General features: G+C 63.6%; 15 protein-coding genes. 10 read left to right on the top strand and 5 right to left on the bottom strand.

From position 1 onward, the window contains the following. The first annotated feature begins 159 nt into the window (after positions 1 to 159). Positions 160 to 489, top strand: a complete 330-nt coding sequence (locus tag AC0L17_RS18350) for a hypothetical protein (protein ID WP_353682784.1) — start codon at positions 160 to 162, stop codon at positions 487 to 489. Positions 490 to 524: 35 nt separating this feature from the next. Here AC0L17_RS18350 and AC0L17_RS18355 read toward each other — a convergent pair whose 3' ends face one another. Together AC0L17_RS18355 and AC0L17_RS18360 are read right to left on the bottom strand one after the other, a co-directional pair. Further along, on the bottom strand, positions 525 to 1,397 hold the full coding sequence (locus tag AC0L17_RS18355; protein WP_473516865.1) for a 50S ribosomal protein L11 methyltransferase: 873 nt from the start codon (positions 1,395 to 1,397) through the stop codon (positions 525 to 527). Between the two features lie 86 nt (positions 1,398 to 1,483). After that, positions 1,484 to 2,059 (bottom strand): SCO family protein, encoded by a 576-nt coding sequence (locus tag AC0L17_RS18360; RefSeq protein WP_091594485.1) that lies wholly within the window; start codon positions 2,057 to 2,059, stop codon positions 1,484 to 1,486. A gap of 205 nt (positions 2,060 to 2,264) precedes the next feature. Here AC0L17_RS18360 and AC0L17_RS18365 point away from each other — a divergent pair, with 205 nt between their 5' ends. The 3 genes from AC0L17_RS18365 to AC0L17_RS18375 all read left to right on the top strand — a co-directional run bounded on the left by AC0L17_RS18365 (position 2,265) and on the right by AC0L17_RS18375 (position 3,996). After that, positions 2,265 to 2,783 (top strand): CreA family protein, encoded by a 519-nt coding sequence (locus AC0L17_RS18365; RefSeq protein WP_473516866.1) that lies wholly within the window; start codon positions 2,265 to 2,267, stop codon positions 2,781 to 2,783. Between the two features lie 69 nt (positions 2,784 to 2,852). Next, positions 2,853 to 3,494 (top strand): DapH/DapD/GlmU-related protein, encoded by a 642-nt coding sequence (locus AC0L17_RS18370; protein WP_473516867.1) that lies wholly within the window; start codon positions 2,853 to 2,855, stop codon positions 3,492 to 3,494. 73 nt (positions 3,495 to 3,567) lie between these two features. Continuing rightward, positions 3,568 to 3,996, top strand: coding sequence for a low affinity iron permease family protein (locus AC0L17_RS18375; RefSeq protein WP_473516868.1), 429 nt, complete (start codon positions 3,568 to 3,570; stop codon positions 3,994 to 3,996). Between the two features lie 3 nt (positions 3,997 to 3,999). Here AC0L17_RS18375 and AC0L17_RS18380 read toward each other — a convergent pair whose 3' ends face one another. Next, positions 4,000 to 4,866 (bottom strand): SDR family NAD(P)-dependent oxidoreductase, encoded by an 867-nt coding sequence (locus AC0L17_RS18380; protein WP_473516869.1) that lies wholly within the window; start codon positions 4,864 to 4,866, stop codon positions 4,000 to 4,002. Between the two features lie 132 nt (positions 4,867 to 4,998). Between AC0L17_RS18380 and AC0L17_RS18385 the strand changes: the two genes are divergently transcribed. Beyond that, positions 4,999 to 5,280, top strand: a complete 282-nt coding sequence (locus AC0L17_RS18385) for a hypothetical protein (RefSeq protein ID WP_128167136.1) — start codon at positions 4,999 to 5,001, stop codon at positions 5,278 to 5,280. A 7-nt stretch (positions 5,281 to 5,287) separates the two neighbouring features. Here AC0L17_RS18385 and AC0L17_RS18390 read toward each other — a convergent pair whose 3' ends face one another. Continuing rightward, a complete protein-coding gene (locus tag AC0L17_RS18390) occupies positions 5,288 to 5,863 on the bottom strand; it encodes a TMEM175 family protein (RefSeq protein ID WP_473516870.1) in 576 nt (191 codons plus the stop codon). Between the two features lie 69 nt (positions 5,864 to 5,932). Beyond that, a complete protein-coding gene (locus tag AC0L17_RS18395) occupies positions 5,933 to 6,958 on the bottom strand; it encodes a LacI family DNA-binding transcriptional regulator (RefSeq protein WP_473516871.1) in 1,026 nt (341 codons plus the stop codon). A gap of 197 nt (positions 6,959 to 7,155) precedes the next feature. Here AC0L17_RS18395 and AC0L17_RS18400 point away from each other — a divergent pair, with 197 nt between their 5' ends. From AC0L17_RS18400 to AC0L17_RS18420, 5 genes are all read left to right on the top strand, one after another. Further along, the gene (locus tag AC0L17_RS18400) at positions 7,156 to 8,184 is read left to right on the top strand and encodes a Gfo/Idh/MocA family protein (protein ID WP_473516872.1); all 1,029 of its coding nucleotides are present in this window, start codon (positions 7,156 to 7,158) and stop codon (positions 8,182 to 8,184) included. A gap of 2 nt (positions 8,185 to 8,186) precedes the next feature. After that, a complete protein-coding gene (locus tag AC0L17_RS18405; RefSeq protein ID WP_473516873.1) occupies positions 8,187 to 9,092 on the top strand; it encodes a sugar phosphate isomerase/epimerase family protein in 906 nt (301 codons plus the stop codon). A 175-nt stretch (positions 9,093 to 9,267) separates the two neighbouring features. Continuing rightward, a complete protein-coding gene (locus AC0L17_RS18410) occupies positions 9,268 to 10,281 on the top strand; it encodes a substrate-binding domain-containing protein (RefSeq protein WP_473516874.1) in 1,014 nt (337 codons plus the stop codon). A 56-nt stretch (positions 10,282 to 10,337) separates the two neighbouring features. After that, positions 10,338 to 11,135: an ATP-binding cassette domain-containing protein gene (locus AC0L17_RS18415; protein WP_473516875.1), complete on the top strand. Its 798-nt coding sequence runs from the start codon at positions 10,338 to 10,340 to the stop codon at positions 11,133 to 11,135. Next, positions 11,132 to 12,184, top strand: coding sequence for an ABC transporter permease (locus tag AC0L17_RS18420; RefSeq protein ID WP_128174151.1), 1,053 nt, complete (start codon positions 11,132 to 11,134; stop codon positions 12,182 to 12,184). The genes AC0L17_RS18415 and AC0L17_RS18420 overlap by 4 nt, the downstream gene beginning before the upstream one ends.

Below are 12,184 nucleotides of genomic sequence, written 5' to 3' on the forward strand. Positions count from 1 at the left end.
CCACTCCATCTCTCGCGCCCCCCCCCCGCCCCGCCCCGCCGCCCCCCCCGCCCCCCCCGCCGCCCCCGCCGCCCCCCCCCCCCCCCCCCCCCGCGCCGCCGCCCCCCCCCCCCCCCGACATCGACGGTGGTCATTCTACGTAAGCTGGGAGGCCCTCTTTTGCCTGCAGTGATTGCCCTGTTCGGTCCAGCATCGCTTTTGCGCATGGACGCCATGCAGAATCAGCGATTTAAAAAAAGGTCAGCAGAGCTTACCTTTTTGGCGTGGAGGAACGAGTCTTACTGCCCTGCAAAGGAGACCATCATGTCCACGATTTCAGCCAGACGCGGATTTTTCAGAAGCGCCGTGAACGCTCTCATCGAAGCGCGCCAGCGCGAAGCGAGCCGATATGTGAGCGGGGTTCTGCTTGGCTTTGACGACGAAACGCTGAAAGCGAACGGCTACGATCGCGAAGAACTGAAGAAGGCGGCAAGGTCGCGCTATGTCTGAGCGAATTTGCGGCGTGCAATTGAAGGCGCTGCGCGTCACCGCTTGAGGTGGATCGTCACCCAGCCTTCGCGATGCAACGTCCTGACATGGCGGAACTGCTGGCCGACATAGGCGGAGATCACCGCGTCGCGCTGCCGGTCGAGGATGCCCGACAGCACGATCGAGCCGCCCAAACCGACATGCCTGGCCATTTCGGGCGCCAGCCGCATCAGCGGCCGCGCCAGTATATTGGCGACGATGAGGCCAAAAGGGCCGCGCGCGGCAAAAATCGGATGGTGGAAGCCCGGCGCCGTCACCGTCTCCACCAGCGCCTTGACGTGATTGAGCCGCGCGTTGGCGGCGGCGACTTTTGTGGCGACCGGATCGATGTCGGTCGCCAGCACCGGAATATGGGCGAGCTTGGCCAGCGCGATGGCCAGCACCGCGCTGCCGGTGCCGAGGTCGAGCGCGTTGCGCGGGCGTTCGCGCCGCACGACCTGTTCCAGCATTTCGAGGCAGCCGGCGGTGGTGCCGTGATGGCCGGTTCCAAAGGCGAGGCCCGCTTCGATCTCGATGGCGAGTTCGCCGCTGTGGCGCTTCCTGCGGTCATGCGCGCCGTGGACGAAGAAACGGCCGGCGCGCACCGGCTTCAGTCCCTCCAGCGAACGCGTCACCCAGTCGATATCAGGCACGGGCTCGCGCGCAATCGGCCTCGACAGGGCCAGCCCGGCAAGGATCTCCTTCAAGCGCGCCTCGACGGCATCGACATCGCCCTCGGCATAGAGTGACACTTCGTGGATGTCGCGGTCCTCGTCGACTTCGACCAAGCCAATCGGCAGGCCCTCATCTTCGAATGCCGCTTCGAACGCCGCGAAGATACGGTCGGCCTCGATCTTTCCAGTGCTGAAATAAAGCCGCGTTTGGGTCATCAAACGATTTTCTTCGTGAGCATGATCTTGTCCGAAAACCGGTTGCCACTTTTCGCTGGCGCGGACCGTCGGTTCGGGACCATGCACTAACCTGCCGCCAGCCGCTTGAGCTTGGCGATGGCGGCGTCCGGGCTTTCGCCATAGGCGATGGTGCCGGCGAAATCGCCCCTGGCGTTGAGCAGCAGCACCGAAGCAGTGTGGTCCATCGTGTAGTCGCCGTTGCCGGTATCGACCTTTTTCGAATAGATGCCGAAGGATTTGGCCATGGCGCGGACCTTGTCCGGGTCGCCGGTGATGCCGAGGATGCGATCGGAGAAGTTGCTGATATAGGCGTTCATGATTTCGGGCGTGTCGCGCTCCGGGTCGACCGTCACGAAATAGGCGCGCAGGTTCTTGCCATCGTCGCCCATCGTCTTCAGCCAGCCGGCCAGTTCGAACAGCGTGGTCGGGCAGACTTCCGGGCAGTGGGTGAAGCCGAAGAAGACGACGCTGGGCTGGCCGCGAAAGGCAGCCTCGCTGATCGGAGCGCCCTTCTGGTCGACCAGCGTGAACGGCGCGCCGAACGGCTCGCCGCCATAATGCCCACGGTACCACTCGAAGGTGAGCCAGCCGATGCCCGCCGCCATCAGGACGAGAATGCCGACCAGTATTGAACGCATCATCAATTGGCTGTCCGTCGCGATTTTCATTGGCGCCGTGTCGGCGCCTTTGGAGCTTGTTGGGCGAACACTCTTAGCGGTTTGATCTCGCTCGCGCAAAGATGTCGCGTTGCCGCAACCGGCTTTCTCTTAAAAAAATGATCCGCTTGCAAAGTGCTGCCGCCCGTCCCACCTGAGGTCGGCAAAACTCGAACGGCAGGAGGCTTTCTTGCAAGGACTGATTGGGCAAGGACTGATTGGGCGAAAACTGATCGGCGGCGCTTTGGCCGCGTGCCTTGTCGTCGGTGCTGGTGCGGCTGTCGCCCAGGAGGTCGGCAAGGTCGGCGTCGACTGGCTCGGCAACGACATCATCGTCGAGGCGATTAAGGACCCGAAGGTCGAAGGCGTGACCTGCCATGTCTCTTATTTCGACCGTGGCGTGATCGACCGCCTGCAAAAGGGCAACTGGTTCGAGGACCCATCCGATTCCTCGATCGCCTGCCGCCAAACCGGGCCGATCACCATCGGCGACATTGACATGAGCGAGGCAGGCGAGGAGGTGTTCAAGCAAGGCATCAGCCTGATCTGGAAGAAACAGGTGGTGAACCGCATCTACGACAAGACCAACGAGACCCTGATCTATCTGTCGCATTCGCGCCAAGTGCAGGACGGTTCGGCGAAAATGTCGGTCACCACGGTGCCGCTCTATGGCCAGAACGTGATGTGGACCAACGGCAAGCCGAAATAGGCTCTGGAAACAGGTGACGGACGATGCTCCCGCTTGCGGGACTAACCGCTCGGGCGTAAAGCCGCCGGGATGGACCGTCCCGAAAACCTCGTCCTGAAAGACCCCGAGCCGCGGATCCACCCGACCGCGGAGTTGAAGGCATGCAAGCTTGGGCGCTACGCCTCGATCGGCGAGCGGGTCATCTTGCGCGAAGTCATAGTCGGTGACTTCTCCTATTTCGAGCGCCACGCCGAGGCGATCTACACGACAACAGGCAAGTTCTGTTCGATCGCCGCCAACAGCCGTATCAACGCGCTCGAGCATCCGATCGAACGGTTGACCCAGCACAAGATCAGCTACCGGCCAAACGAGTATTTCCGCTGGCTCGGCGTCGACGCCGGATTTCGGGAGCGACGGCGGGCGACGCCCGTCACCATCGGCCACGACGTCTGGATCGGTCATGGTGCGGTGATCATGCCTGATGTGAGCATCGGCAATGGCGCGATCGTCGGCGCCAATGCGGTGGTGACGCGCGATGTACCTGCCTATGCGATCGTCGCCGGGGTTCCGGCCAAGCCGCTGCGCCAGCGTTTTGCCGAGAAAACCGCTGCGCGGATTGAAAGCCTCGGCTGGTGGGACTGGTCGGTCGAAAAACTCGCCAGGGCCATTCCTGACATGCAGGCGCTTTCCATCGATGCCTTCCTCGACCGCTGGGAGCACGAAATCCCCTGATCCTTGCGGCTCTCTGAACGGCTACGTCGGTGAAAGGAGGGAACCTCAGCGGATGCTGGTTGTTTCTCCTGCCATGATAGAGAAGCTTTTCACCAGGATCGCCAACTATGTTGCGCATCTAGCCGGTCTGCCGTCAACATTCGCCGTCTGTTTCCTGATCATTGTTGCGTGGGGGGCAAGCGGACCGATGTTCGGGTTTTCCGATACGTGGCAGCTCATCATCAACACCGGCACCACGATCGTCACCTTCCTGATGGTGTTCCTCATCCAGAACACCCAAAACCGTGACGGCGCCGCGATCCAGGCGAAGCTCGACGAATTGATCCGGGTCAGCAAAGCCAAAAACAGCTTTATCGGCATCGAGCATCTGACCGAATCCGAGGTCCAGGAGATCCGCGACAAATGTGAGCGCGCGGCGAAGCGGCATGACCGACAGGTCGCGGATGTGGCGGTCAACAAGGCCGCTGCGCAAAAGCACGGCTCGAAGACGCATGCGGCGTGAGCGTCAGCCTTCCATGAATGCCGCGAAAGCGTCCTTGTGGTCCGGGTGCCAGCGCGACAGAGCAGGGCGGTTCTCGATGATGTCGCCGATCGCCCAGGCCATGCGCTTTTCGTCCATAGGCCGCGTCGCCTCGTTGTCGGGGCACAGGATGTAGAAGTCGCCACGCACCAGCGCGGCCAGCATGAAGTCGATCACCTGCTCGCCGGTCCAGGCGCCGGCGGGCTTTTCGGTCGCACCTTCGGTCAGGCCGGTAAAAGTGAACCCCGGAATGAGCAGATGCGCAGCAATCTTTCCGCCGGGCTCGTTACGCAGCGCATGCGCCAGGCCTTCGGTAAAGCTCTTCACGCCAGATTTGGAGACGTTGTAGGCAAGGTTGCCGGGCGGCGTCGTGATGCCTTGCTTGGAGCCGGTGTTGACGATCAGGCCCGGTCTTCCTGCAGCCAGCATGCGCGGCACGAAGGCCTCGACGCCATGGACGACGCCCCAGAAATTGATGTCCAGCAGCCGTTTCCAGGCGTCGCGGTTCTCCCAGGGTTTGCCGGGATTGTTGCCGACGCCGGCATTGTTCATCAACAGCGACACGCCGCCGAAGGCTTCGAACGCCTTTTCGGCCAGCCTGTCGACTTCGTCGGACTGCGAGACGTCGGTCGCGACAGCGAGCACGCCACTGTCGCCGGCAATCGTGGCAACGGCGCCGGCAGCCTCATCGAGCCGCGCGCCGCCGATGTCGGCAAGCACGATTTTCAGGCCCATTGCCGCCAGCCGCCTGGCCGCGGCAAGGCCGATGCCGCTGGCGCCGCCGGTGATGACGGCAACGTTGCCGGAGCCAAGGGCAGGCAAAGCGCTCTGGATTTCGGCGTCGGTGGTCATCGATCGTGTCCTCGTTCAGGTTGCGCCGAACTTAACGCGGCGACAGGCTCGCGCAAGCCCGTTTGGGCGTCCTTGGGTTGACCACTTCGGCAGGCGCTGCGCATGCTGTCCGCGTAAGAAGGAGATTACCGATTGACCGACTGGATCGAGATCCTGAAAGAACAGACCGCCACCGGCGACCAGATGAGCCGTGAGGTGCCGCAAATGCTTGCCAATCCCGACATCAGCGAAGCGCAAGTGAGAACGCTGTTTTCGGCGCTCGAAAAGCAGGCGGAGTTCGTCGAGAAGCTGCGCATGGCGCTGGAAAAATTCGGCCATGATTTTTCGGTGATCAAGGCGGCCGAGCGGCTGGAGGAGCGCTATGCCGACCTTGCGGCCTCGGTGGCGGAAAAGCTGAAGGCGATGCGGGGATAGGGCGGATCTATTTTTCGATCTGCCTTTCGAAACGCTTGTCCGGCACGAACCAGATCATGGCAACCAGCACATAGAGCGCGACGCTGATCCATTGATTGACTGACGTCAGCGGAATGGCGGCGATGTAGAGGACCACCGAGATCTTTTCCTTGCGATCGGTGCCTGCCGCTCTGGCGAAGGCAGTGTCGTTGCCATGCAGCCGGTGCAGGATGACGACCAGAATGAAGTAGGCGGCCGCGCAAAGCGCCAGGACAACACCGTAAACGGCGACAGGCACCGGCGCGAAATGGTTTTCGCCCATGAAGGCGGTGGTCACGGGCATCAGCGACAGCCAGAACAGCAGATGCAAATTCGCCCACAGCACGCGGCCATCGACCCGCTGCACGGTGTGGAACATGTTGTGCAGATTGTTCCAGTAGATGCCGACATAAATGAAGGACAGCACGTAGCTGAGAAAAGTGGGCCATAGCGGTGCCAGCACGAAAAACTCCGCGCCATGCGGCACCTTCAACTCGAGCACCATGATGGTGATGATGATGGCGATGACGCCATCGGAAAATGCCTCGACCCGTCCCTTGCCCATGGATTCTCCCCTGCTGCGCCTGGCTCATCCTAGGCGATCGACGTGGCTGGAGGGAAGGCCCGGCCATCATCAGTCGCTGTCGCGCGCGATCAGCTCCAGCGGCCAGACCTCACGGATGATCCGCGCGCCTTCGGGGCCGGCGAAGGCGGGGATCGACGCTAGCAACATTTCGGCAAGCCGCCGTCCCATCGGCTCCAGGCGAGGGCGGAAGCCGGTCAGTGCCGGTGAAAAATAGCGGCAGAGCGGCGTGTCGACGATGACGATCACCGCAATGTCGTGGCCCGGCTTGATGCCCATCTCGGCCAGCGCCTTGCAGCCGCCGAGTGCCATCGCGTCATTGTTGAAGATGATGGCGGTCGGCGGGTCCTTGGAGCGCATGACCTGCGGCGTCACCGCGTCGCCGCCGGCTTCATTGATGAAGCCTTTCGCGATCAGCCCAGGGTCGACCTCGATGCCGTGCCGCCGCAAGGCCTTGCGATAGCCGGCCAGGAACAGATAGCCGAAATTGAGGTTGAGAGACGGGCGGATGGCGGCGATGCGGCGGTGGCCGCGCGCCACCAGGCGGTCGACCGCGTCGGCCCCGGCTTTTTCGAAATCGAGGTCGAGCGACGGATAGGTCTTGCCGCCGGAGCGGCTGCGGCCGAGCGTCGCGAACGGGAATCCGACCCTGGTCAGATAATCGATGCGCTCGTCCTCGCGACGCGTATAGGCCAGCACCACGGCGTCGGCCCGGCGCGTCTCGACCACCCGGCGCAGGCGCTCCTGCTGGTAGTCGCCCGGCGCGCCCATCACCACGATCAGATCGAGCCCGCTTTCGGCGAGTTTCGCCTGCAGCCCGGTCAGGAACGGAATGAAGAACGGTTCGCCATATTGCTGGTCGCCCGGGTGCGGCTGCAGCATGAAGGCGATCGAGTGGGTGGTGCCGCGCCGCAGGCTGCGGCCGGACTGGTTCGGCGAATAGTTCAGCTTTGCCGCCGCATCGAGCACGCGCTGGCGGGTGTCGGCATTGACGTCGGCACGGCCGTTGAGCGCGCGCGACACGGTGCCGATCGAAATGTTCAGGTGACGCGCAAGGTCGTGGATGCTGGACGCCAAAGGACAGTTCTCCCCCTTGCCTGGCTATCATCGGCCGCTCTTCAGGCCAAGGTGATCTAGGTGATTTTCGCGAGCGGCCAATTGACATTCTACGCCTTCCGGTGTGTTCTCGTAAACGTTTACGGAAAAACGTTTACGGTCATGCCGTGAATGCCGTGACGATCGGTCTGGAGGGCCGAGCGGAGGAGGAGCGCTGGATGATGAATGTCGTCCTGGTCGGCTGCGGAGCGATGAGCAAGCACTGGCTCGATGCGGCGAGGCAGATCGACGGGTTGGCTATTGTCGGCCTTGTCGACCTCGACGCCGACAGGGCGAAGGCAAGGGCGCGCGAATACGAGCTTGCCGGCGCCATTGTCGGGACCAATCTTGACGCCGTGCTCGACCAGACCAAGCCCGACGCTGTGTTCGACGTCGTGGTTCCGGCGGCTCGGCGCGATGTCGCGCTTTCGGCCTTTGCGCATCACTGTCACCTCCTGACGGAGAAGCCGCTGGCTGACAGCCCGGAGAACGCGCGCGCCATCGTCGAGGCAGCCCGACGCGCCAGGCGCGTGCACGCCGTCGTCCAGAACCGCCGCTATGTCGCCAACGTCAGGCGCATCAGGCGTTTTCTCGATTCCGGCGCCATTGGTGCGCCAACCAGCATCCACGCCGAATTCTTCGTCGCGCCGCATTTCGGCGGGTTTCGCGAGGAGATGCGCCATGTCCTGCTGCTCGACATGGCGATCCATACTTTCGACGCCGCCCGCTACATGGTCGGCGGCGCGCCGGCCAGCGTCTACTGCCAGGAATGGGAGCCGGTCAATTCCTGGTACTGGCAGGGATCGTCGGCCACGGCAATCTTCGAGCTCGGCGGCGGCAAGCTGTTCACCTATGCCGGCTCCTGGTGCGCCGACGGGTTCCGCACCAGTTGGGAGAGCACATGGCGCATCGTCGCCGAGCACGGCAGCCTGGTCTGGGACGGTGAGGATGGGCTGAGGGCGGAAGTCGCGCGGCCTATCCGTGAAGGCCTGTTCGATCGCACAGAGCCGCTCGCCGTGCCGCCGCTCGATCCCAATGACCGCATCGGCGGCCATCTCGGCATTATCCAGGATTTTGTTCGCGCCGTCGAAACCGGCAGCGAGCCGGAGACGCGCGGCGCCGACAACATCAAGAGCCTGGCCATGGTCTTTGCCGCGATCGAAAGCGCCGAAACCGGGCGCCGGGTCGCGATCGCACAGGAAGGGTGACGATGCCAAACCCGCTTCTCGACATCAGGATCGGCACCATGGTGCGGGCCAATCTCGATGACCCGGCCGCCTATATCAAGGCGATCCTGCCGCTCGGCTTCGAAAGCATCCAGCCCTTCTTCTGGCAGACGCTGGGCGGCAAGGATATTCCACGGCTGGCCGGCCAGATCCGCGAGGCGATCGGCGACGCCGACGTCGTCGTTTCCTCGCTCGGCGTCTTCGGCAATCCGCTGGAAAGCGGCGATGTCGATCGCGGCGTGCTTGATGCCTGGGAAACGGCCATCGACCATGCGCATCTGTTCGGCACCGCGATGGTCAGCGGCTTCACCGGCCGCCTCCGCGGCAAGCCGCTGCCCGACAGCCTGCGGCGCTTCCGCGAGGTCTGGGGACCACTGGCCCGGCGCGCCGCCGACAAGGGCGTGCGCATCGCCTTCGAGAATTGCGCGATGGACGGCAACTGGGCTGATGGAGACTGGAACATCGCCCACAATCCGGACGCCTGGGAGCTGATGTTCAACGAATTGCCAGACGACAATCTCGGCCTGGAATGGGAGCCCTGCCACCAGCTCGTCTACCTGATCGATCCAATCCCGCAGATCCGCAAATGGGCGCCGCGCATTTTTCATGTCCACGGCAAGGACGCGACGGTGCGCTGGGACGTGATCCGCGAGCATGGCGTGTTCGGCCGGCTGCCGTTCGTGCAAATGCGCACGCCTGGCTTCGGCGACAGCGACTGGACGCGGGTGATCAGCGAATTGCGGCTGGCCGGATACAGGGGCGCCATCGACATCGAAGGCTGGCACGACCCGGTCTATCGCGGCGACCTTGAGATTACAGGGCAAGTTCGGGCGCTGGACTACCTCAAGCAATGCCGGGGAGGTGCGACGTATCTGCCGAACCCGGCGTGAGGCTAATGCATGTCGCGCAAAAGCATGCCCTCGGGCCTGACCCAAGGGTGTGCAGCGGTTTTGCGACAACGACATGCATCAAACAGGGAGCCGGCCAGCGAAGCATTGTGGCGAGAAGCCGAAGCATTCGTCGAAGACCCCTCGGCTTGCGAGGGAACAAAGGGAGGATAAGTGCATGAGCATCACGATGAGAAGGACAGTTCTGCGCTCGACCGTCATGGCGGCCGCCACGGCGCTCGCCGCCGCAATCTCCACCTTGCCTGCCCAGGCGCTCGATGCCCAGTGGTGCAAGGACGTCCACATCCGCTTCTTCGTCGGCGGCGCCGAGGGCGACGCCTTCGGCACCATCGTCTACAATGGCGCCAAGCAGGCCGAGGCCGATCTTGGGCCGAAGGTCGACTACATCTTCTCCCAGTGGGATGTCGAGAAGATGGTGCAGCAATTGCGCGAGGCCGTCGCGGTCAAGCCCGCTGGCATCGCCATGATGGGCCACCCGGGCGATGCTTCGATCATGCCGCTGGCCGAACAGGCGCACAAGGACGGCATCAGGATGATGTACCAGAACGTGCCGGTGCCGAAGGTCACGGCAGCGTTCGGCGGCGGCTATGTCGGCGCCCAGCAGGAAGAGCAGGGCCGCGCGCTCGGCGCCGAGGCGTTCAAGCTGGCCGGGCTCAAGGCCGGCGACAAGGCGATCATGATCGGCCCGTTCGAGAACGAGAGCCGCGGCGCGCGCGAGCGCGGCACGGTCGCCGCCCTGAAAGAGGCGGGCGTCGAGGTCATCCAGCTCTCCTCGCCGCCGAGCGGCGAATGGGCTTCCGACCCTAATCTGGCCATTCCGGTGATTACCGCAGCACTCCTCAACAATCCCGACGTCAAGGCGGTTGGCTATCCCGGCGGACAGATGCTGGGCAACGTCCCGACCTACATGCAGGCGGCGGGCAGGAAGGCTGGCGATATTTTCAATTTCGGCTTCGACACCAGCCCGCAGATCGTCGAGGGCTTCAAGGGCGGCTGGGTCCAGCTGACGGCCGACCAGCAGCCGTTCCTGCAGGGTTATCTGCCGATCCTCAGCCTCTGCCAGCAGGTGGTGTTGGGCCTGGCGCCAATGAATGTCGACACCGGCGCCGGCTTCGTCACGCCTGACAATTACGAGATCGTCGCCGAGCTCGCCAAGCAGGCGCTGCGCTGACCTTTTGACACGGCTGCCGGTCTTGCGACCGCAGCCGGAACCAAGTGAGGATCGCCATGGCAGAACGCCTTATAGAGCTGCGCGACATCAGCAAGTCCTACGGTCAGGTCTATGCGCTGGGCGGGGTCAATCTCAGCGTCGACCGCGGCGAGGTGGTCGGCCTGATCGGCGACAACGGCGCCGGCAAGTCGACGCTGATCAAGATCCTCTCCGGCGTGGTCAAGCCGACCAGCGGCGAGATCCTCATCCGCGGCCAGCCGGTGACCGGCTGGAGCGCCGCGCGCTCGCGCGACGCCGGCATCGAGACGGTATTCCAGGACCGGGCGCTGGCCGTGCAGCAGACGATCGTGCGCAACATCTTCATGGGCCGCGAACTCACCGGCTTTCTCGGCTGGCTGAAGATCAACAAGGAAATCGAGGAGGCGAGCCGGCTGATGCGCGAGATCGGCTTCACCTCGAAAGTGTTCACGCCGCAATCGATCGTCGGCCAGCTTTCCGGCGGCGAACGCCAGGGCGTGGCGATCGCCCGGGCAATCTACAAGCAGGCCGACCTGATCATCCTCGACGAGCCGACGACGGCGCTGTCGCTGACCGAGACCGCCAAGGTCTTCCATTTCGTGCGCCAGGTGCGGGCGAGCGGACGGTCGATCCTGTTCATCGGCCACAACATCCACCACGTCTTCGACATCGCCGATCGTTTCGTCGTGCTGGACCGCGGCAAGGTGGCGCTCACCGCCGACCGCAGCCAGGTCAAGTCGGCCGAAGACCTCATCAACTTCATGGAAGACGTCGCGCATCCGGGTGGATTGCCGGGACTGCACGACGCCGGCGACCCGGAGCAGAGAGCACGATGAGCAAGACGATGGAGCCCGATCTGCACGAGCCGTCCGCAGGCATCTCCCGTCCCGGCAATCCCCGGAAAGAGTGGAAACACCCATCCGATCACTGGATGCGCGGCTTCATCCTCGACAACCGCGCCGCACTCGGCACGCTTGCCGTGTTCGTGGTGATGATGACGGTGTTCATGATCGCCAACCCGACCGTCTTCACCACCTGGTATCTCTACAGTTCCGTGCTCACCACGCTGCCGGTTGCGCTGTTCGTGGTGGTGCCGCTGGTCTTCGTCGTCACCTGCGGCGAGATCGACCTGTCGTTTCCGGCGACGATGGGTTTTGCCTCATGGGTGTTCGCGCTGGTCGTGCAGGCCGGCTACGACCCGTTTCTCGGTATTGCCGCCGCCATTGCAACGGGCACGTTGCTCGGCTTCCTTGTCGGGTCGCTGGTCGTCTATGGCGGGCTGTCGTCGCTGATCGCCACGCTCGGCATGAACTTCCTGCTGCGCGGCCTGATCCAGATCATCAACGAAGGCAGGTCGACGGCGCTGACCAGCCTTGCCGACAGCTGGGCCTACAAGATCTTCTCCAGCCAGCTTTACGGCATCCCGGTGCAGATCTTCTGGGCCATTGGCTTTGTCGTGCTGTCGGCGCTGCTCTACAACAGGCATCGTTTCGGCGCGCAGGTGAAGGTGGTCGGCGACAATCCCGACAGCGCCCAGCAGATGGGCATCGACGTCAAGCGCGTGCGGGTGAAAGTATTCGTCTTCGTCGGCATCGGGGCGGCGATCGCCGGCACCTTCTCGGTGATGATCAACTTCACCTGGTGGCCGACGGCTGGCGACGGCTATTTGCTGCCGGTGCTGGCATCGGTGTTCGTTGGCGGCACGCCGACCTGGGGCGGCGTCGGCACCGTGGTCGGCGGCGCCATCGGCGCCGTCACCGTGTCATTCATCCAGACCGGCGTCGTCGCGGCAGGCCTGAGCGGCTTCTATGTCCAGTTCTTCAACGGGCTGATCATCATCCTGTCGCTGCTCGGCCACAAATGGAACCAGGCGCGCTATCGGTGA

The sequence above is a fragment of the Mesorhizobium sp. WSM4829 genome, assembly GCF_055811475.1.